Origin of the sequence: Rhodanobacter sp. DHG33 (genome assembly GCF_014843005.1) — a bacterium.
In the GTDB taxonomy this organism is placed as follows: Bacteria; Pseudomonadota; Gammaproteobacteria; order Xanthomonadales; family Rhodanobacteraceae; genus Rhodanobacter_A.
This window is the reverse complement of sequence record NZ_JACYXM010000001.1, coordinates 575,615-594,981: the sequence shown is the minus strand read 5'-3', so window position 1 is coordinate 594,981 and position 19,367 is coordinate 575,615. Positions and strand designations below refer to the sequence as shown.

Genomic DNA, 19,367 nt, shown 5'->3' with positions numbered 1-19,367 from the left:
GAAGACAGGATGACGGCATTCGGAAAGGATTGGCTCCAACCATGGCGCGGGCTGCAACGCTGGCTGCTGCCGTGGCGCTGCCTGTTGTGCGGTTCCACGGGCGCGGATGGCGTGGACCTGTGTGCCGATTGCGCCGCCGAACTGCCGCGCAACCGCAATTGCTGCGCGCGTTGCGCCCTGCCGCTGGCCGCGGCCGCCGCCCTGTGCGGCGAGTGCGTGCGTCGCACGCCGCCGTGGGACGCGGCGTGGGCGCCGTTCCGCTACGGCTGGCCGCTGGATCGGCTGGAGTCGCGCTTCAAGTTCGGCCACGACCTTGCCGCCGGCCGTGCGCTGGCCATGCTGTGGCAGCGCGAACCCATGCCGTTGCCGAAACCGGCACTTCTGCTGCCGGTGCCGTTGCATCGCGCGCGGCTGCGGCAACGCGGATACAACCAGGCGCACGAGCTGGCGAAACCGCTGGCGCGCCACTTCGGCGTGCCGTTGCGCCACGACGTGCTGTTGCGCAGCCGCGGCACTGCGGCGCAGACCGAACTGGATGCTGCCGGCCGCCGCCGCAACGTGCGCGGTGCTTTCGCCTTGCGTATTGGTATTCCGCTGCCCGCGCACGTAGCGATCCTCGACGACGTGATGACCACCGGCGCCACCGTTGCCGAATGCACGCGGGTGCTGAAGCGCGCGGGTGTGCAGGGTGTGGATGTGTGGGCGCTGGCACGCGCACCTTCGCCGCGTGGTCCGAACTAGCGGTGCCGCATGGCATCGCGTTCAGGCCGCGGCCGTTACGGAAGTACCTGTCATGCTGACTGCCTCTGCCTCTGCCTCTGCCTCTGCCGCAGCCGCAGCCGCAGCCGCAGCCGCAGCCGCAGCCGATACGCGTGTCACGCAAACGGAACCCGCGATACCCCTACGCTGTCCGTCTCTGGCAAGACGATCCGCGCGTGCGGAGGTCCGGGAGGGGTTCCATGAACCAAGACGAGCATTTCCTGCGCGAAGCCATTGCCCTGGCCCGCGACAACGCTGCGCACGGCGGGCGCCCGTTCGGTGCCGTGGTGGTCAAGGACGGAAGCGTGGTCGCCGTCGGCGTCAACGAGATCTTCGCCACCGGCGATCCCACCGCGCATGCCGAGCTGCTGGCCATCCGCGCGGCTGCCAACGCCCTGGGCTCGCCCCGGCTGGACGGCTGCAGCGTCTACGCCAGCGGCCACCCTTGCCCGATGTGCCTGGCCGCGATGCACCTGTGCGGCATCCGCGACGCGGCCTATGCGTATTCCAACGAAGACGGCGCGCCCTACGGGCTTTCCACCGCCGCGGTATACGCGGAAATGGCCAAGCCGGTGCACGACCAGCAACTGCCGGTGCGGCATGTGCCGGTGCGCGACGAGGACGGCGATCTTTATGCGTACTGGCGCCAGATCGCCTCGCGCTGACGAGGGTTACTTCACCGCCAGCGCCAGTGCGATGCCGATCCACACCGCCAGTCCCCACCAGTTGTTGTGGCGGAAGGCGGCGAGGCAGGGGCCGCGCTCGCGCTTGCGGATCAGCCACAGCTGGTAGGCGAACAGGCCGGTCGCCACCAGCAGGCTCAGCCAGTACGGCCAGCCCAGCTGCGCGCGCTGGCCCACGAACACCATCGCCAGCAGCAGCGTGGCCATCAGCACGCCGAGGATGGGCAGGTCGGCGTCGCCGAACAGGATGGCGGTGGATTTCGCGCCGGCCCTGAGATCGTCCTCGCGGTCCACCATCGCGTACTCGGTGTCGTACACCACCGACCACAGGATGTTGGCGATGAACAGCAGCCAGCCCAGCGGCGGCACCGTGCCCGCCACCGCCGCGAACGCCATCGGAATCGACCAGCCGAACGCCGCGCCCAGCACCACCTGCGGCAGGTAGGTCCAGCGCTTGGTGAACGGATAGATCGCCGCCAGCGCCGCGCCCGCGAAGGAGAGTTCGATAGTGAGCCGGTTGGTGAACAGCACCAGCACGAAGGCGAACGCGAGCAGCGCGCCGAACACGATCAGGGCCTCGCGCGGCGTCACCCGCCCGCTGGCGATGGGCCGCCCGGCGGTGCGTTCCACCATCGGATCGAGCTTGCGGTCGGCGAAGTCGTTGATCGCGCAGCCTGCCGCGCGCATCGCGAACACGCCCAGGGTGAAGATCGCCAGCGGCTTCAGCGGCGGCCAGTCGCCCGCCGCCAGCCACAGCGCCCACCACGTCGGCCACAGCAGCAGCAGCGCGCCGATGGGCCGGTCCATGCGGGTGAGCACCAGGTAGTCGCGCACCTTCTCGCGGTACCGCGGCGGCAGCTTGCGCAGCAGCCAGTCCAGCACGCCGTTGGCGCGCGTGGAGCTGTCGGCGGGGCGCACGACGGTGACCGCCGGTGCCTTCGTGACGCGCGACGAAGTCGTGGGGGAGGATTTGCGCCGCTGGCGCTTGCGCGGAGTGGGGGCCATCGGCGAAGTTTAGCGTGCGTGGGCGAGGGGCATGGCGTGATGCAGTGCAGGCAATGAGAATGGAGCGTCCTTGGCGGCGCATCGGCATGCAAAGCCATGTTTTCGCCCGCCAGGCTCCTGCGTACCGTCGCCTGCATGACGCAAACCGGCGTGCCGGCAAGGTATGACAGTCTTATCGCGGGGCATGTGGAAAAGGTCGGCGCTTATTGTCTGGGGGTGGACTGTGTTGGCAACAATCTCCGAAATTGTGGTGGTACTGGTGGCTTTGCTCCACGGCTATTTCCTAATGCTGGAAATGTTCCTCTGGGACAAGCCGGCCGGGCGAAGGGCATTCGGCCTGTCCAGGGAGCAGGCGGCGGCCACGAAGGTGCTGGCGGCCAACCAGGGTCTGTACAACGGCTTCATTGCGGCCGGCCTGCTGTGGGGCGCCATCCGCGGCGCGGCGGGCTACGACTTCAAGATCTTCTTCCTGCTGTGCGTCGTCGTCGCGGGTGCCTATGGCGCCATGACGGTGAGCCGCAAGATTCTTTACGTGCAGGCGGTCCCCGGCTTGCTGGGCCTGTTGCTGGTGTTTTTCTCGCGCTGACATTCCGCAGCGCGTGACACGACTTGGACTTGGGGTTCTTCCTGCATGGCTACCGACAACGATTTCATCGAATACGTGAGCGAGCAGGTCGCGCTCGGCGACCGACTCACGCACAAGAAGATGTTCGGCGAGTACGCCTTGTACGTGGACGGCAAAGTGGTGGCCTTTGCCTGCGACAACAGCCTGTTCGTGAAGCCCTCCGCCGCGGCGGCGACATTGGCGCCGACGTTGCCGCAGCGTCCGCCGTATCCCGGCGCCAAGGATTACCCGGTGGCCGACGAATTGCTGGACGACTCCGACGCGGTCCGTCGCCTGCTCCTGGAAACGGCGGCGCTGATGCCGCTGCCCAAGCCACGAAAGCCCAAGGCGACAGGTAGCCGCGGTAAGTAGCCTGCTGGCGACGCCCGATGCGCTGAAGCCGGGTTACGCCGTTGAGGTGGCACCCTGTACGACAGGGTTGCGGAAACCTTCAATCTCCCTCGATCGCATTGCCATTGATCGCGTCCACATTCGCCGCGTGCGGAGCGCGGCCGCGTGTCGCGCGTATGACCATCGCAGAGTGACGTGCCACCTGCCGCGCCCGCGACTGCCGCCGCCACCTGTCACGGGCCGCGCTTTCATCTGGCTGTAGGCGAATTTTCACAAAGCGCATGCACCATGCCGCAGCCGTCACGGACGGTCACCGAATTTCTCCTCACCCACTGCGGCGTCTCCGCGAGACGCGCCGCACAAGGATGCCTGCGCATGTTCAGCCGCCGCACTTCGATCCACCTGTCGGGCCTCGCCCTGGCCATTCTCGCGACCCTGCACGGGAACATCGCTGCGGCGACCGACGATACGTCCGCCACCGCCACCGCCACCGCTCCGGCGGCCGCGCCCTCCAAGGACAACGCCAAGTCGCTGACGGCGGTGTCCGTGGTGGCGGCCGGCCAGACGCGCCAGGTCCAGACCATCGGCAGCAAGGACATCGAGGCGGTCGCGCCGGGCACCAGTGCGCTGAAGGTACTCAACGAACTGCCCGGCGTGAACTTCCAGTCGTCCGATCCGTGGGGCGCCTACGAGTGGTCCACCGCGATCAGCCTGCACGGTTTCGACCAGAGCCGCCTCGGCTTCACCCTGGACGGCATCCCGCTCGGCAACATGTCCTACGGCGTGAGCAATGGTTTGCAGGTGACCCGCGCGATCAGCTCGGACAACATCGCGTCGGTGCAGCTGGCGCAGGGCGCCGGCGCGCTGGGCACGCCGTCCAACACCAACCTGGGCGGCACCGTGCAGTTCTATTCGAGCGACCCGGATGCGCAGGCGGGCTTCCGCTTCAACCAGACCTTCGGTTCGGACGATACCCATCGCACCTTCGTCCGCGCGGATACCGGCGACTTCGGCGGCTTCTCCCTGTTCGTGTCGTTCGACCACGCCAGCACCGACAAGTGGAAGGGCTACGGTTCGCAGGAATCCAACCAGGCCAACCTCAAGGCGCTCTACCAGTGGGGCGACGGCAACCGCATCAGCCTGTTCGTGGACAGCTCGCGCCGCAAGGAATACGACTACCAGGACCTGTCGCTGACCAGCCAGCGCGTGCTGGGCTGGAACTTCGACTACTGGCAGCCCAACTGGAATACCGCGCTGCAGGCCGCCAAGGCCTACCAGGCCACCGGCCAGTACGGCGGCGTGGCCAACGGCTATCCGGCATCGCTTGCCGGCCTGCCTGCCGATTACGACTGGCTGGACTCGAACTACTACGCCGGCGGCGGCATCCGCAACGACACCCTGAGCGGCCTCAGCGGCAGCTTCAACCTCGGCAACGACATCACCTGGAACGTGGGCACCTACTACCACGATGATCGCGGCGAAGGTCAGTGGACCACGCCGTACGTGTCGTCGCCGGTCTCCGGCTTGCCGCTGGCCATGCGCACCACCGACTACGGCCTGGATCGCTACGGCGTCACCAGCTCGCTGCAGTACACGATCGGCAACAACGACATCGAAGTGGGCGTGTGGGGCGAGGACTCCAGCAACAACATCGAGCGCAACTACTTCAACCTCAACGGCCCCTATACCGGCCTGTGGATGTTCTACGACGGCGAGACGCCGTTCCTGCGCGGCTTCCTGCAGCACTACACCTACGACACGCGCATGGCCTATGCCGAGGACACGCTGCACTTCATGGACGACCGGCTGACGGTCAACTTCGGCGCCAAGTCGCTGCGCTCCACCAGCACGTCGGATTCGCTGGTGGCCACCAGCGCATTCGCGCAGGGCAGCATCAAGGCCAGCAAGAATTTCCTGCCGCAGGCCGGCGTGGACTACAAGCTGGACGAACACCAGGACATCTACGCGTCCTACAGCAAGAACATCGATGCCTACGGCCTGCTGCCCTTCGCCACCTCGCAGGCGGCCTTCGACGCCAGCAAGAGCACGCTCAAGCCGGAAGGCTCGCAGACGCTGGAAGCGGGCTACCGCGTGCATGGCGACACTTTCGAGGCGGCGGCCGACCTGTACTACACGCGCTTCAGCAACCGCCTGCTGCAGATCACGCCGTGCTCGGCGGTGCAGACCTGCGCCAGCCAGCTCGACAACGTGGGCAGCGTGATCAGCAAGGGCGCCGACCTGTCGCTGATCTGGCGTCCCATCGACGGCCTGCGCTGGCTCAACACCGTGTCCTCGGACAACTCCAAGTACCAGGACAACTACCTCAACGGCGGCGTGGTCGCCACCAAGGGCAAGTACGTGGTGGGCATCCCGAGCTGGATGGTCACCTCCGGCGTGAACTACCACGTGGGCGCCTGGGACTTCACCCTCGACGGCAAGTACACCGGCCGGCGCTACATCACCTACACCAACGATTCGCAGGTGCCGTCGTACTGGCTGTTCAATGCGGGCGCGAGCTACGACTTCGGCGCGCTGGCGGGTTTCCGCGACATCCGCCTGGCGTTCAACGTGACCAACCTCGCCAACAAGCATTACTTCGCGACCACGGGCACCAACGGTTACGTCGCCTCCGATCCGAACGGCTACAACCAGACCCTGCAGGCGGGTGCGCCGCGCCAGGCGTTCATCAACCTCAACGCGCAGCTCTGACATTTTCCCGTGCCGGCTGATCGGAGCCGGCACGAGGAATGCGGGCGCGAAAACGCTACTGTTGCAGCTGGGCGCGGACTTGTCCGCGTCCAATCATTTCCGGGGATCGCTCATGAAACATCGCCTGTTGTCCGTGGCCCTGCTGCTCGCGCTTGGCGGTTGCGGGCATGAAGCTGCCGTATCGCATGTCACCGTCAGCGGCACGGTCGGCGGCGCGGTGCCGGTGGCGGGCGTGCCGGTCACGGCGACGGACCATGCGGGACATCACGCGGTGTCCAGCGTGACCGATGCGCGAGGCCGCTACTCGCTCGTCCTCGACGGCATGGGCCCCTTCGTGCTGACGGCGCCGTTCAACGACGACGATGGCGCTGCGGCCACTTTGTCCGCGACCTTCGCTCCCACGTCGGAGCAGACGCAGGCGGTGGCGAACCTCGATCCGGTCACCACGCTGCAGACGCAACGTGCCTTGGGCGCGGTGCTGGACCGCGCACCGGATGCGGCGCAGATGGCAAGCTTCGACGCTGCGCGCATCGCCGCAGCGGAACACGATGTCGCCACCGTGCTCGCGCCACTGTATTCGGCCTTCCATGTATCTGCCGATACAGCGAAGGATTCGGCGGCTAGCGCGTCATCCCATGCCGATACCGGCAACCCGCTGGGCGCGTTGTTCGCAGTCGTCCACTTCGACGTGCGGCACGGCACCGTCAGCGTGGGCAGCGATGCCGACCGCGTCGTCGTCTCCATCCCTGCGCAGGGCACACCATCCGCCGCCGTGCCGGCAAACGCGGCGGCTTCGGCGCTGGCCATCGCGCAGGGGCCGACCACCACGCCGATCCAGCACGTCATCGTGGTGATCGGCGAGAACCAGACCTTCGACGGCCTGTTCGGCGGCTATGCACCGGCCGCCGGGCAGTCGGTGCGCAACCTGCTGTCCGAAGGCATCATCAACGCCGACGGCACGCCCGGTCCCAACTTCGCGCTGGCGGCGCAGAGCAAGGGCGCGCCCTTGCAGGCCTATACCCTGCAGCCCGAACGCGCAGGCAGCTACACCACGCTGCCGCAACCGCTGCAGATCGGCGAAATGAATCCGGTCACCTTCGAAAACGCCGCGGGCGTGCCGGACACGCGCTTCCCCGCCGACCTGCCCAACGGGCCGTTCCAGATCACCCGCTACGTGCCGTACCGCGACGCCGGCAAGGACGGCCTCGCGGCGACGGTGGTGACCGGCGATCCAGTGCACCGCTTCTTCCAGATGTGGCAGCAGACCGGCGGCGACAACGACAAGCTGGACATGTTCACCTGGGTGGCCGCCAGCGCCGGCATGGGCGGCGACACCAAGGGCGTGAGCCCGGCCAACCCGTCGCAGGGCGGCGAGTTGATGGGCTTCATGAACATGTCCGCAGGCGACGCGCCGCTGTTCCGCGCGCTGGCGCAGGGCTATGCGCTGAGCGACAACTACCACCAGTCCATCATGGGCGGCACCGGCGCCAACTTCTTCGCCATCGCCACCGCCGACGTGCCGTTCTTCAACCAGGACGGCCAGGTCGCCACGCCGCCGGCCAACCAGATCGAGAACCCCGACCCGATGCCGGGCACGCCGGACTTCTACACCCGCGACGGTTACTCGGGCGGCTCCTATGTGGACTGCTCGGACACGAAGCAGCCAGGCGTGGCCGCCATCCGCGCCTTCCTCGACGCGCGGCACATCCCCAGCAAGTGCGCGCCCGGCGCCTACTACCTGGTGAACAACTACAACCCCGGCTACGACATGGACGGCCGCGTGCAGCCGATCGGCCCGGACAACTACACCTACCCGCCGCAGACCGTGCCCACCATCGCCGAAGTGCTGGCAAAGCACGGCGTGAGCTGGAAGTGGTACACCGGCGGCCGCGACGCAGCCGACGTCGCCACGGACGCGGCCACGCTGCACATGTCAGTGCCTAAGGCGCAGATGCTCCAGTACAACAACATCGGCGATCCGCTGGTGGCGTCGTCCAAGGTGATGGGTGATCCGGCGCTGAAGTCCGGCCTGGCCGGTCTCGCCACGTTCGACAGCGACCTCGCGCACCACACGCTGCCCGCGGTGTCCTTCGTGGTGCCGAAGGGTTTCGACAGCGGCCACCCGGGTTATTCCGCACCGGCCAGCTACGAAGCCTTCCTCAAGGATCTGCTCGCCAAGGTGCAGGCCGATCCCGCGCTGTGGGCGCACACCGCGATCCTCATCACCACCGACGAAGGCGGCGGCCACTTCGACACCGGCTACATCCAGACAGTGGATTTCTTCGGCGACGGCCCGCGCATCGCGATGCTGGCGGTGTCGCCGTATGCGCGCAAAGGCGCGGTCGATCACGAGTACGGTGATCATGCGTCGATCCTGAAATTCATCGAGCGCAACTGGCGCCTGCCGCCGCTGTCGCCGCGCAGCCGCGACAACCTGCCGGACCCGGTGACCACGGCCAGCCATCCGTACCGGCCGGTCAACGGCCCATCGGTGGGCGACCTCATGTCGCTGTTCCAGTTCTGAGCCATCATCGCGTCGTCGGCGGTGATCGCGAGTTGGGCAAGGCCATGCGTCTCGTGCGGACGGAACGGTATCGAAGCAGGTCCGGCTGGATCCGGCCCGCTATCGTCGCGGCGCTGGCGATGGCCGCCATGGGTATCGCGGGCGTGTGCCTGCCGGTGGTCGCGCGTGAACACGCCGCATCGACGACATCGACAGACGCGGCAATCGATGCCGCCATCCGCCAATGGGTGCGCTATCCGTCGCCACCGGCACGATTGAGCGCGCAGGCGGCGCTGGGCCGGCAGCTGTTCTTCGACACGGCCTTGTCCGCCTCCGGGCGTATGTCTTGCGCCAGTTGCCACGACCCCGCGCACGCCTACGGGCCGCCGGACGGCCGCGCGGTGCAATTGGGTGGCCGCGACCAACGCCATGCCGGCACGCGCGCCGTGCCCTCGCTGCGCTACCTGGACAACACGCCGCTGTTCACCCTGAACTACTTCACCCCCGGCTCCGAAGACGCCGAATACGAAGGGCCGACCGGCGGCTTCGGTCGCGACGGCGCGGCCGCATCACGCCGGCAACAAGCGGCCGCCCCACTGCTCGATCCGGACGAGATGGCCAACGCCACACCGGCGGCCGTGGTCGCGGCGGTGCACGAGGGTGTCTTCGCGCACCAGTTCGAGCAGGTCTTCGGCGCGGATGTGTTCGCGCATCCACGGCAGGCGTTCGACGACATCGGCGCCGCGCTGGAGGCTTTCCAGGCCGAAGACCCGAGCTTCCACCCTTACACCAGCAAGTTCGACGCGGTGGTCTCGGGCCACGCCCGCTTCACCGCACAGGAGCTGCACGGCTACGCCCTGTTCAACGACCCGAAGAAAGGCAATTGCGCGTCCTGCCACATCGACGTGCCCGGACCGGGCGGGCGGCCGGCGGCGTTCACTGACTACTCGTACGAAGCGTTGGGTGTGCCGCGCAACCCGGTCATCCCGGTCAACCGCGATCCGCATTACTACGACCTGGGCTTGTGCGGCCCCAAGCGTAGCGATCTCGCCGGACAGGCGCAGTACTGCGGCATGTTCAAGACGCCCACCTTGCGCAACGTCGCCACGCGCCGGGTGTTCTTCCACAACGGCTACTTCCACACGCTGGACGCGATGATGCATTTCTATGTCGAGCGCGATACCGATCCACGGAAGTGGTATCCGGTGGTGGGAGGCAAGGTGCAGAAGTTTGATGACCTGCCGTTGCGTTATCGCGCGAACGTGGATCGTAGCGACGCGCCGATGGATCGCGTGCAGGGCGACAAGCCCACGCTCGATGCTCGTGAGATTGCCGATGTCATTGCCTTCCTTGGTACGCTGGATGATGGTTATTCGGCCAAGGCCGGTGGGGCGCTGTAGCGGGCGAAATAAGGGGAGCGGAGTGCATTTTTTTTGAAAGCTCTACTCTGATCCTTGTTTTGTTTTGGCTTCCTTTCCGCACCGGCGCTCTGCCTGGTCCTTCTTGCAGGTGCCGTCATTGGCCTGCTCGTTGTCATGCTTTCATCGGTTCTATGATCGGCAAGTCTGGAATGTCCGCTTTCGACCCGAAGCGGACATGAGCGATAGACAAGGAGACGGCATGGATAGCAGCGACAAAGAAAGGGGCGAGCGTGGCGTCACCTGCAGCCTGCTGGGGCTGCCTGATGGCCGCCTTCGGGTGGTGCTGAACGATGTCCGGAATCTTGCGCCTGGTGAGTCAGGGCCATGGCAACACGAGGTCTTCGTGACGTTCAAGGATTACGAACGCGGGGAGCTATCTTCTCTGGATTTACCCGAAGACGAGTTAGCGGCGTTCGGCCACTATGTTCTGGCGTGCTTGCTTGCGGCAAATGGCCTGCTGCTGTCGGAACCGTAAGGTCTGCTACCGACCCAAAGCGGACTTCGCAAACAAGGGGAATCTTGTGTCGCATGCGCTCTATGACCTGCTGAGCCGCTTGGAGGCTGCAGGGATCTACTTCAGGCTTGGAAGGCACCGCCCGGACTCGGTTCTAGTCTCGCTAACCCTGGTCGGCGAACGGGTCGATGTGGACGTATTTGAAGACGGCCATATGGAGGTTTCCCGGTTTGTGGGCACCGAGGACATCGTTGGGGGAGTTGAGCTCGTTGATCGCCTGATCAATGAAAATACCGATTGAGGGAAGGTCCTCTTCCAACCCTTAATGGACAACCAAGTCAGGCAAATCAGAGGCGGGCCAATGCGCTACACAATTCCCGAGGAATGGCTAAGCTTTTGCGACTTTGAGATGGTGTCGCCCGGCTACCGCTTCTATTGCTACGAACAGAACTCGAATGCTCAGCCGGTTCCACTATCGGAAATTGAGCCACCTGTTAGGGGAGAGGGTGTTGACCCTTTCAAGAAATACAAGATGGTTCCGGTGCTTATGGCCATGATGGACCCAGAAGGGATTTTGCCACCTATAGTCGTGGCCCCAATCGAGTACACATCAACCTATAAGTACAGAGTCGTGAACGGGTTTCACCGCTTTTATGCTTCTGCGCAAAGGGGATATCCACAGATTCCCGTCGTACTTAGCGATGGCGGGCGTTGGTAACTTGATTTCCTGCGCGTCTGGCGCACCAGTTAAGGTCCGCTTTCGACCCAAAGCGGACATTTCTGCTGGAATCCCAAAGGGGGCAAGGGGTGTCATGGCATGGGAAGAAAGGTATGGCGGAATCTGGAACCTGTCCCTCCGACAGGGCGACTCCGTGCTGTTCGAGCGCCACCTGCCGGACCTCGACCTGGTAACAGTGGTCGTGAATCGGGCTGACGGACTGTTGTCAGCTTCCGTTCTAAGAAAGGAACACGATCCGCAATGGCGTCTGCCTTTCTGGGGCACTGCGGAAGCACCCGCCGTTGTCGAGACGATAGCCGACGCAGACAAGTACTTTGAGGCGGCGATTAGCCGCGAATAGAAGGTCCGCTTCCGACCCGAAGCGGACACTTCAGGGTGTGGCGTAGAACTGAAAGGCCCCTATGGGACAGGAGAATGTATGTCGATGATGCAGATTTCGTCGAGCCGATTGGCACGGTCCGCCGACTGTCCGCAGTGCGGCGCCGGCAGCACTCTCGGCTTTAATTGGGACTACGCGCAGACGGCGACTAACCCGCAGTTTCGACGTGACTTATCAGTCTTTGTGTCGTCCGCACCTTTGAGGTATGGGACTCTTTATCAATGTCGTGCCTGTCAAAGTCACTGGTATCTATCAGGCTCTCCAGCCTTCATGAATTACGTCTCGCCAGACCGTCTAGAACTTGTTAGTAGATGGAATGATAAGCCGATTCTTTTGAACCCAGGGCAGGTATCAATTCTCGGTGCGATTGGGTCGACCCCGCCGGATGTCTACGGAAATGGAAGCCAATATGTCGAGACGCCATGTGCGGTGACCACGGTTCATGGCGAGTCGTTTGATCTCGCAATAGTCTCACTTCAGAAGCACGCCCCATATGAAGAGTGGCGCCATTGCTATCTTGCCAGCGACATCAAAGAAATCCGGCCGAGCCCATTTGCGTTGAACCTAGAAGTAAGGACCGCCACGTCACGAGCCGATGAGATTCGTATGGGCTTTGCGCCCACTGTGGTCGAGGCACCGGATGGCGAGGTTCTGGTACTCAACTGGAGGCAAAATTTCATTGTTTCTCCGAAGTTCGACGTAAGCCAAGTTGCCGTTTCCAGTCGAAGGTTCGACTGGAAGTCACCACCCCCTGTCCTCGGACCGCCCCAGGGTGTCGTTTACTTTGTAGCCGACCAGTCTTGAATGACTGAGAATCCTGAGGTCTGCTTTCGACCCATAGCAGACTTCTGCTTCAGGGATGCGTACACCGATCCGCCAAACCCAATGACTCGCTTCTCATTCCAAGCAATCGTCAATAACGTCAGCTCGGCCATCCCGGAAACGAACAGCAAATGAAATCAAAATCGATTGTCGCAGTGGGCTTTCGACTCTATGCCATCTGGCTCGGCGTGAGCGCGCTACAGCTTCTCCTGGCAAGCTTTGCCTTCGAGCGACAGAGCATGATGCATCCCTACGGGGCTTCACCTTGGCTCGGTTGGCTGCTGGCAGCAGCTTTTGGTTTGGCGGCACTAATCGTATGGGCGCTAAGCGGATGGATAGCAGCGAGAATGCTTGCTGGCGTCACTGATGAAGGCGATGCGCGCATCACGCGATTCGACTTCGTCGTCATCGGCTGCGTATTGATGGGGTTGTGGTGGCTTAAGGAGTCGGTTGTCCCATTTGCCGGCTTGTGGCTCAAGGCCTTCGTCAATTCCCCGGAGCTGGGGAAGTCGGCATTCAACTGGCTGCTTGAGAACGCCAAAGTCACGATGCTGACGGAACTGCTGCAGATCTCGCTCGCGCTGGTCTCCATACTGCGTGCCTCAAGCATCGCCAAATGGATCTTGAGGCACGTACCTCATGTGCCCGACATTGTTCCGGAGCGCCCGGAGCCCTTCGAGAACCTGCTGAGACGTTTAAAGGAACTTGGCCTGCGACAAGTCGCAAGGCGCGACATCGTCGCCAAGCTTGTCGAACAGGTCGCTACACATCCTGATGCATACCTTCATCTGGAAGATTTGACCGGACTCCTGCATTACGAAGCGAACTCACTGACGCGCAGCGCAAGCGCAAGAGTAATTGCTCGGCTCGGTTCGGAAGCAGCCAGAAAGTCGAAAAATTCGGCTATTACACGACTCGCTGACGAAGAATCACCTGAAGTGAAAGGTGACCTGACGGCATTGGTTGCACTCGCGGCCGTTGACCCGTAGACGAACTGTCCGCTTTCGACCCAAAGCAGACCTTCTGAAAATAGTGACTGACCCGAGGATAAGAAACAGGGGTCAGAGTGCACTTTCTTGGAGTGTTGGTGCTTTGCGCGGACACTCGATGACGCCGGGTCCAGCAAGCGGTGCTGGCTGAGCCCGGTCATAGCGCTGCTTCAAGGTCCGGGCTCAGGGCGGTATGTCGCTCGGGCAGATCAGCATGGGCTCGGGTAACTGGCTGAGTTGTTCGGCTTGTTCGCTGAGGAAGTACAGCGCGGCGAAGAGGCCTTCGGTGGTGGCGATGTCGAGGGGGCTGCAGCCGGGGTCGAGCGTTTGGGCTTGGCAGTTGGCGTGGAAGTCGCGGAAGGCTTCGTTGTTGGTGAGGACGCGGGCCAGGGCGTGGATGGCGATGGTGAGGCCGGCCAGGGTGGCGGCGTCGTGTTCGTCGGGGCCGGCGTCGGCGCGAGTCCAGTAGGGGCGCGCGAGCGGGTTGATGGGGGCGGGCGCAGCGTCGTGCGCGGCTGACGTATGATCGGGCTTAGCCATGATCAACTCCTAATAAGTTGGTTGTGGTCAGCGGGTCGCATGGGTTGCCGCCCATGCGGCCCGCGCTGCTTTGGGTTTGCGGGTTTTCTCCGGCCGTCGGCGATTATGCCGTGGCGATTTTCATCATAAAGGGATGGAAAAAGAAAATCTGTCAGAGTGATGAGGTGGAATTGTAGGCATGCGACTTTATTTTGTAGGCAAAATAGATTTTAGAGTAAATTTGCTTGAGAGTTCTATTATGGTCTCTTGTTTCGTATCTGTGTTTTGAAGTTAATTCAAGAGCAGGAGAGTACGATGATAATTAAGAGTGAAGTCGCCAAGGCGATTAGTGATCTAATGATCGACTGTGGTGGAAAACTGGACGAGTCGGTTAGCATGGTCAGAGATAATTGCAGCCCCGAAGAATTCAAGATGTATCGCACGGCCATAGGGAAGGTGATGGGAGAGATTCTCCTTGAGGTTCTCAATCCGTTATACAAGCTTCATCCTGATATCAAGCCGACCGAGATGAAGTAGACGGGAATAGGGGGGCAGGGTGGACTTTCTTGAAAAAGAATACTCTGAGCCGTATTTTCCATTCAATTCAAGCATTGAGCTTCATGGGCACTCAATCAGCCATCGAAATTGCCGAAGCATGGACCAGCGCTTGGTCTGGTGTAGATCCCCCGGCCGTGGGTGCTGATGTGGGCGAATCGCGCTTGGATTGGGAGCTTCCACGAGAAGACCCAGAGCTATGCCTTGCGTCGATTGTCGAGGTACTGAAACGCATAGATGGCTTATCCCCAAACCGTCTCCTCGCTGCACTAGCTGCGGGTCCGCTGGAAGACCTCCTGACTCAGAACGGCAGCGTTGTCGTGGAGCAAGTCGAGGTACTCGCCCGACACAGCCCGGAGTTCCGCTTCTTGCTTAACGGTGTCTGGGACAGCCGAATTCATCCGGAAGTGCTGTCCAAACTGGCCAAGTACCGTAACCGGCCATGGTGAGGCCTGCGAATGCACCTACGGTTCGAATAGGCCACTGTCCCATATCGCCCCTTGGGGTTCGCCGCACACATAGGTCCCCACGAGGGCGCCGGAGCCCGACGTGCGGAGTTCCGAGCTGCAGCCGCCGAGCTGACAGCTCGGCCCGTGAGGAAATTAGCCTGGGCCGTCGAGCTTTTTTCTCGGCCGGTGCGGCTTAGAGCTCGGCACACCGAGAAATTTGCTCGGCGCGTCGAGCAAAAAGCTCGGCGTTTCGAGTTTTTATCTCGGCGGCCCGAGCTGTAGGACTCGGCGCGCCGAGTTCTTTTCTCGGAGCGCCGAGTTATTTGCTCGGGAGCCCGAGTTCGGTGCTCGGCCGATGCAGCTCGCATCTCGGCTATACCAGCTCAAACGTCCAATCGGAGCCGGCTTACCGAGGAGAAAGCGCGCCCGGCATGGGGCGGTCCAGGTCGACGCCCTAACGGCCTATCGCCTTCACGCAAGCCCCGTTCTACGATGCGTTTCCCCCATCCCGGCAGACAACAAACCCATGCTGCAGTACGCGTTCAAGGTCATCGTGTCGGCCCTCATCATCGTGGCCGTGTCGGAGCTGGGAAAGCGCAGTTCGTTCTGGGGCGCGCTGCTCACCTCGCTGCCGCTGACGTCGCTGATGGCGTTCATCTGGATCTGGCGCGACACGGGCAACGCCGAGGCCATCGCGTCGCTGTCGCATGGCATCTTCTGGATGGTGATCGCGGCGCTGCCGCTGTTCCTGATACTGCCGACCCTGCTCCGTAACGGAGTGGGGTTCTGGTCGGCGCTGGGGCTTTCCTGCCTGGTCACCGTCGGCGTGTATTTCGCGCTGACGTGGGTGCTGGGGCGGTTCGGCGTGCGTATCTGATTTTCCGTACAGGCGGAGGAGAACCGACATGCCCAAGTCACTCGATCACATCGCCTTGGTGGTGCGCGACCCCGCGCGCAGCGCACAGCTGTTCGCGCAGGTATTCGAGGATGCGCGGGTGCAACTGGGCACTGGCGAGCACGACACCCTGGTTTGGCTGGGTGGCGTGTGTCTGGTGCTGGTGTGCGGCACACCGCCGGAAACGCGCAACGGCGACCACATTGCTTTCACGGTAGATAAGACCGAGTTCGCGGCTTGCGCTGAGCGGTTGCGCGCAGCGGGCATCGCCTGCCTGATGGCGCGTGGCGACAGCGCGCTGTACTTCGACGATTACGACAACCACGTGTTCGAGCTGGACGTGGCCGAAGGCGCTTGATGCCAGGCTATGGGCCCGGGCCTCGAATAGCCGCTGCTAATGTCCTTCGACTTCGCTGCGCTACGCTCAGGGCGAGCGGTGGGGGCATTGCATTTGTGGGGCGGCCGATAGTGGCGCTGAAGAGTCGACACCATGCTTGTCTGTGCGGGCATGGCGTCGAAAGCCGGGGTGCTGCTGCGGTCAGGCAGCTCTTGGTCGGTGCGTGCCATGCTCAGCCGTCCGAAGGCGGAAGCAGGGGTCGAAACAGGCGAAACAGGGACACAGTGCGTTTTCTTGGAGTATTGGCGATCTGCCCCTGCGTGTTCGCCATCGATTGCGCTGGCTCGCTGTCCAGCATTGGCGCATGCACTTCGTTGGCAATCGAAAGAATTGCCGAACTTATACGGCACACGGCACAATCGGTCAGGGGAAACTGGCCACTGAGGCTCGACGGGGGGAATCAACATGGATCAGGAAAATCCGTACCGCGCGTCGGACGTCGCCTTGGCAGACGCGACGAAGCCGAATGGGCACGACTGTGTTTTCCGCTCGCCGCAGGTATTAAGCCGCGTCACGGCCGGCTTGCTGATCGCCGGTATCATTCTGACTGTGTTGACCGTTGTCGCCATGGTGATGCTGCGGCAGGCGCTGCAACATGCGATCAACCATGATCTTGCGCAGGCCGAACTTGCTGCCACCCTGCAAAGCCGCGGCACATGGCAGGTGCGGGTGGCTTTGCTGGCGGTACTCGTGTTGATCGCTACCTATGTCGCTGCCGGCATGTGGATTTACCGTATTGGTTGCAATGTGCGCTCGCTCGGTGCCAAAGGTATCGACGACAGTCCGGGCTGGGCGGTAGGCTGGTATTTCGTTCCATTCATGAACCTCGTACGACCGTTCCGCGCCATGAACCAGATCTGGCTGGCCAGCGCGGATCCTGTACGTTGGGCATCCATGTCGACACCGCACCTGTTGCGCTTCTGGTGGGCCTTCTGGCTCATCGCCAACATCTACGGGAGCGTTGTCGCGCGTCTGCCGGTCAACCAGAATGACCCTGCGGGGCTGGTGCAGATGCAGTCGGTGACGATAGGCAGCGAAGTCGTCGACCTTGTGGCGAAAATCATTTTCCTGGTAGTCGTGTTGCGACTGACGCGAAGCCAGCTCGATCAGCACGGTCGCATGCGGTCAGCATCCCGGCTCCGGTTAGAGCCGGATTTTCCGCCGTTGCCGTCCTAAGCGCTGATTATTGCGACCAGAGATAGCACCCGCCTCTGCCGATTTTCGTAACCGTAAACCGGGAACGATGCGCCCGCTGTCAGGCCGTGGCTTCGTCAGCCTGCGTCACACCCAGCCGCCCCAGATCCCGCACCGCCCCGTTCGCCGCATTCGACGCCATCGCCGCATACGCCTGCAGCGCCACCGACACCGGCCGCGCACGGTCCACCGGCTTCCACGCCTTCCGTCCACGCGCTTCCATCGCAGCGCGACGCGCTGCGATCACTGCTTCCGGTATGTCGAGGCGGATACCGCGGTTGGGGATGTCGATGGCGATGGGGTCGCCGTCTTCCACCAGGGCGATCAATCCGCCTTCGGCGGCTTCCGGCGAAACGTGGCCGATGGACAGGCCCGAGGTGCCGCCGGAGAAGCGGCCGTCGGTGATCAGCGCGCAGGCTTTGCCCAGGCCCTTAGACTTGAGATAACTGGTGGGGTAGAGCATTTCCTGCATGCCGGGACCGCCGCGCGGGCCTTCGTAGCGGATCACCACCACGTCGCCGGCCTTCACCTTGTTGCCGAGAATGCCGCTCACCGCGGCTTCCTGGCTCTCGTACACCTTGGCGGTGCCGTGGAAGACGAGGATGGATTCGTCCACGCCCGCGGTCTTTACGATGCAGCCTTCCGGCGCGAGGTTGCCGAACAGGATGGCGAGGCCGCCGTCCTTGCTGAAGGGGTGCTCGGCGGAGCGGATCACGCCGCGCTCGCGGTCGGTGTCCAGCGACTCCCAGCGCGCGGACTGGCTGAAGGCGGTCTGCGTGGGCACGTTGCCGGGCGCGGCGCGGTAGAAGTGGTGGGTGGCTTCGTCGTTACTGCGCTGCACGTCCCATTGCGCCAGCGCGTCGGCCAGCGTGGGGGCGTGCACGGTGGGGCGGCTGGTGTCGATCAGGCCGGCGCGGTCGAGTTCGCCGAGGATGCCCATGATGCCGCCCGCGCGGTGCACGTCTTCCATATGCACGTCGTTTTTCGCCGGCGCCACCTTGCACAGGCAGGGCACGCGGCGCGACAGGCGGTCGATGTCGGCCATGCCGAAGTCCACGCCGCCTTCGCGCGCGGCGGCCAGCAGGTGCAGCACGGTGTTGGTGGAGCCGCCCATCGCGATGTCCAGGCTCATCGCGTTCTCGAACGCGGCCTGGTTGGCGATGCCGCGCGGCAGCACGCTGGCGTCGTCCTGCTCGTACCAGCGGCGCGCGAGCTCCACAATGCGGTGGCCGGCGCGGCGGAACAGCTGCTCGCGGTCGGCATGCGTGGCGAGCACCGAGCCGTTGCCAGGCAGCGCCAGGCCCAGCGCCTCGGTAAGGCAGTTCATCGAGTTGGCGGTGAACATGCCCGAGCAGGAGCCGCAGGTGGGGCAGGCCGAGCGTTCCACGGCGGCCACTTCGGCGTCGCTGTAGCTCTCGTCGGCGGCCACCACCATGGCGTCGATCAGGTCGAACTTGCGCTGCACGCCCTTCATCATCGCCTTGCCGGATTCCATCGGTCCGCCGGAGACGAAGATGGCGGGGATGTTCAGCCGCATCGCGGCCATCAGCATGCCGGGGGTGATCTTGTCGCAGTTGGAGATGCACACCAGTGCGTCGGCGCAGTGCGCGTTGGCCATGTATTCCACGCTGTCGGCGATCAGCTCGCGCGAGGGCAGCGAATACAGCATGCCGCCGTGGCCCATGGCGATGCCGTCGTCCACCGCGATGGTGTTGAACTCCTTGGCCACGCCGCCGGCGGCCTCGATCTCGCGCGCCACCAGCTGGCCGAGGTCCTTCAGGTGCACGTGGCCGGGCACGAACTGGGTGAAGCTGTTGGCCACCGCGATGATGGGCTTGCCGAAGTCACTGTCCTTCATGCCGGTGGCGCGCCACAGGCTGCGCGCGCCGGCCATGTTGCGGCCGTGGGTGGTGGTGCGGGAACGGTAGGCAGGCATCGGT

At 63.7% G+C, this 19,367-nt stretch carries 20 protein-coding genes; 17 read left to right on the top strand and 3 right to left on the bottom strand.

The genetic code is table 11. The annotated features are described in order from the left end of the window. Positions 1–9: 9 nt before the first annotated feature. The gene (locus tag IHE46_RS02590; protein WP_192163028.1) at positions 10–741 is read left to right on the top strand and encodes a ComF family protein; all 732 of its coding nucleotides are present in this window, start codon (positions 10–12) and stop codon (positions 739–741) included. Between the two features lie 218 nt (positions 742–959). Then, complete coding sequence (locus IHE46_RS02585; protein ID WP_192163027.1) at positions 960–1,424, top strand: nucleoside deaminase; 465 nt, start codon at positions 960–962, stop codon at positions 1,422–1,424. Positions 1,425–1,430: 6 nt separating this feature from the next. On the opposite strand, the gene ubiA is transcribed toward IHE46_RS02585, so the two are convergent. After that, complete coding sequence (gene ubiA, locus IHE46_RS02580) at positions 1,431–2,360, bottom strand: 4-hydroxybenzoate octaprenyltransferase (RefSeq protein WP_343229978.1); 930 nt, start codon at positions 2,358–2,360, stop codon at positions 1,431–1,433. A 313-nt stretch (positions 2,361–2,673) separates the two neighbouring features. Between ubiA and IHE46_RS02575 the strand changes: the two genes are divergently transcribed. The 10 genes from IHE46_RS02575 (at position 2,674) to IHE46_RS02525 (ending at position 13,418) form a co-directional block, all read left to right on the top strand. Further along, a complete protein-coding gene (locus IHE46_RS02575) occupies positions 2,674–3,033 on the top strand; it encodes a DUF1304 domain-containing protein (RefSeq protein ID WP_192163025.1) in 360 nt (119 codons plus the stop codon). Positions 3,034–3,078: 45 nt separating this feature from the next. Continuing rightward, positions 3,079–3,423 (top strand): TfoX/Sxy family protein, encoded by a 345-nt coding sequence (locus IHE46_RS02570; protein ID WP_192163024.1) that lies wholly within the window; start codon positions 3,079–3,081, stop codon positions 3,421–3,423. Positions 3,424–3,777: 354 nt separating this feature from the next. After that, positions 3,778–6,111 (top strand): TonB-dependent receptor, encoded by a 2,334-nt coding sequence (locus IHE46_RS02565; protein ID WP_192163023.1) that lies wholly within the window; start codon positions 3,778–3,780, stop codon positions 6,109–6,111. Positions 6,112–6,223: 112 nt separating this feature from the next. Next, on the top strand, positions 6,224–8,635 hold the full coding sequence (locus IHE46_RS02560) for an alkaline phosphatase family protein (RefSeq protein ID WP_192163022.1): 2,412 nt from the start codon (positions 6,224–6,226) through the stop codon (positions 8,633–8,635). Positions 8,636–8,754: 119 nt separating this feature from the next. Next, positions 8,755–10,014 (top strand): cytochrome c peroxidase, encoded by a 1,260-nt coding sequence (locus IHE46_RS02555; protein ID WP_192163021.1) that lies wholly within the window; start codon positions 8,755–8,757, stop codon positions 10,012–10,014. 220 nt (positions 10,015–10,234) lie between these two features. After that, positions 10,235–10,510, top strand: a complete 276-nt coding sequence (locus IHE46_RS02550) for a hypothetical protein (RefSeq protein WP_192163020.1) — start codon at positions 10,235–10,237, stop codon at positions 10,508–10,510. Between the two features lie 46 nt (positions 10,511–10,556). After that, positions 10,557–10,790, top strand: a complete 234-nt coding sequence (locus IHE46_RS02545) for a hypothetical protein (protein WP_225562725.1) — start codon at positions 10,557–10,559, stop codon at positions 10,788–10,790. A 571-nt stretch (positions 10,791–11,361) separates the two neighbouring features. Further along, complete coding sequence (locus IHE46_RS02535) at positions 11,362–11,568, top strand: hypothetical protein (RefSeq protein ID WP_225562724.1); 207 nt, start codon at positions 11,362–11,364, stop codon at positions 11,566–11,568. A 309-nt stretch (positions 11,569–11,877) separates the two neighbouring features. Then, positions 11,878–12,411, top strand: a complete 534-nt coding sequence (locus IHE46_RS02530) for a hypothetical protein (protein WP_192163017.1) — start codon at positions 11,878–11,880, stop codon at positions 12,409–12,411. A gap of 149 nt (positions 12,412–12,560) precedes the next feature. Continuing rightward, positions 12,561–13,418: a hypothetical protein gene (locus IHE46_RS02525; protein WP_192163016.1), complete on the top strand. Its 858-nt coding sequence runs from the start codon at positions 12,561–12,563 to the stop codon at positions 13,416–13,418. A gap of 183 nt (positions 13,419–13,601) precedes the next feature. Here the strand turns inward: IHE46_RS02525 and IHE46_RS02520 are convergent, their stop codons facing one another. Further along, positions 13,602–13,958: a hypothetical protein gene (locus IHE46_RS02520; RefSeq protein WP_192163015.1), complete on the bottom strand. Its 357-nt coding sequence runs from the start codon at positions 13,956–13,958 to the stop codon at positions 13,602–13,604. Positions 13,959–14,252: 294 nt separating this feature from the next. On the opposite strand from IHE46_RS02520, the gene IHE46_RS02515 reads away from it, so the two are divergent. The 5 genes from IHE46_RS02515 (at position 14,253) to IHE46_RS02495 (ending at position 17,409) form a co-directional block, all read left to right on the top strand. Next, complete coding sequence (locus IHE46_RS02515) at positions 14,253–14,474, top strand: hypothetical protein (RefSeq protein ID WP_192163014.1); 222 nt, start codon at positions 14,253–14,255, stop codon at positions 14,472–14,474. A gap of 29 nt (positions 14,475–14,503) precedes the next feature. Then, entirely contained in the window at positions 14,504–14,941 is a 438-nt protein-coding gene (locus IHE46_RS02510; RefSeq protein WP_192163013.1) for a DUF6869 domain-containing protein, read from the top strand. A 526-nt stretch (positions 14,942–15,467) separates the two neighbouring features. Then, positions 15,468–15,818 carry a DUF3147 family protein gene (locus IHE46_RS02505; protein WP_192163012.1) on the top strand — a complete coding sequence of 117 codons (351 nt, stop codon included), beginning with the start codon at positions 15,468–15,470 and terminating at the stop codon, positions 15,816–15,818. 28 nt (positions 15,819–15,846) lie between these two features. Then, positions 15,847–16,194, top strand: a complete 348-nt coding sequence (locus IHE46_RS02500) for a VOC family protein (protein WP_192163011.1) — start codon at positions 15,847–15,849, stop codon at positions 16,192–16,194. Positions 16,195–16,638: 444 nt separating this feature from the next. Further along, positions 16,639–17,409, top strand: coding sequence for a DUF4328 domain-containing protein (locus IHE46_RS02495; protein WP_192163010.1), 771 nt, complete (start codon positions 16,639–16,641; stop codon positions 17,407–17,409). Between the two features lie 79 nt (positions 17,410–17,488). On the opposite strand, the gene ilvD is transcribed toward IHE46_RS02495, so the two are convergent. Then, positions 17,489–19,363: a dihydroxy-acid dehydratase gene (gene ilvD / locus IHE46_RS02490; RefSeq protein WP_192163009.1), complete on the bottom strand. Its 1,875-nt coding sequence runs from the start codon at positions 19,361–19,363 to the stop codon at positions 17,489–17,491. Positions 19,364–19,367 lie beyond the last annotated feature (4 nt).

Coding starts and splice junctions, on each gene's coding strand:
- IHE46_RS02590 (WP_192163028.1), top strand. CDS start 10: ATGACGGCATTCGGAAAGGATTGGCTCCAACCATGGCGCGGGCTGCAA.
- IHE46_RS02585 (WP_192163027.1), top strand. CDS start 960: ATGAACCAAGACGAGCATTTCCTGCGCGAAGCCATTGCCCTGGCCCGC.
- IHE46_RS02570 (WP_192163024.1), top strand. CDS start 3,079: ATGGCTACCGACAACGATTTCATCGAATACGTGAGCGAGCAGGTCGCG.
- IHE46_RS02565 (WP_192163023.1), top strand. CDS start 3,778: ATGTTCAGCCGCCGCACTTCGATCCACCTGTCGGGCCTCGCCCTGGCC.
- IHE46_RS02560 (WP_192163022.1), top strand. CDS start 6,224: ATGAAACATCGCCTGTTGTCCGTGGCCCTGCTGCTCGCGCTTGGCGGT.
- IHE46_RS02555 (WP_192163021.1), top strand. CDS start 8,755: ATGGCCGCCATGGGTATCGCGGGCGTGTGCCTGCCGGTGGTCGCGCGT.
- IHE46_RS02550 (WP_192163020.1), top strand. CDS start 10,235: ATGGATAGCAGCGACAAAGAAAGGGGCGAGCGTGGCGTCACCTGCAGC.
- IHE46_RS02530 (WP_192163017.1), top strand. CDS start 11,878: ATGAATTACGTCTCGCCAGACCGTCTAGAACTTGTTAGTAGATGGAAT.
- IHE46_RS02525 (WP_192163016.1), top strand. CDS start 12,561: ATGAAATCAAAATCGATTGTCGCAGTGGGCTTTCGACTCTATGCCATC.
- IHE46_RS02520 (WP_192163015.1), bottom strand. CDS start 13,958: ATGGCTAAGCCCGATCATACGTCAGCCGCGCACGACGCTGCGCCCGCC.
- IHE46_RS02515 (WP_192163014.1), top strand. CDS start 14,253: ATGATAATTAAGAGTGAAGTCGCCAAGGCGATTAGTGATCTAATGATC.
- IHE46_RS02505 (WP_192163012.1), top strand. CDS start 15,468: ATGCTGCAGTACGCGTTCAAGGTCATCGTGTCGGCCCTCATCATCGTG.
- IHE46_RS02500 (WP_192163011.1), top strand. CDS start 15,847: ATGCCCAAGTCACTCGATCACATCGCCTTGGTGGTGCGCGACCCCGCG.
- IHE46_RS02495 (WP_192163010.1), top strand. CDS start 16,639: ATGGATCAGGAAAATCCGTACCGCGCGTCGGACGTCGCCTTGGCAGAC.
- ilvD (WP_192163009.1), bottom strand. CDS start 19,363: ATGCCTGCCTACCGTTCCCGCACCACCACCCACGGCCGCAACATGGCC.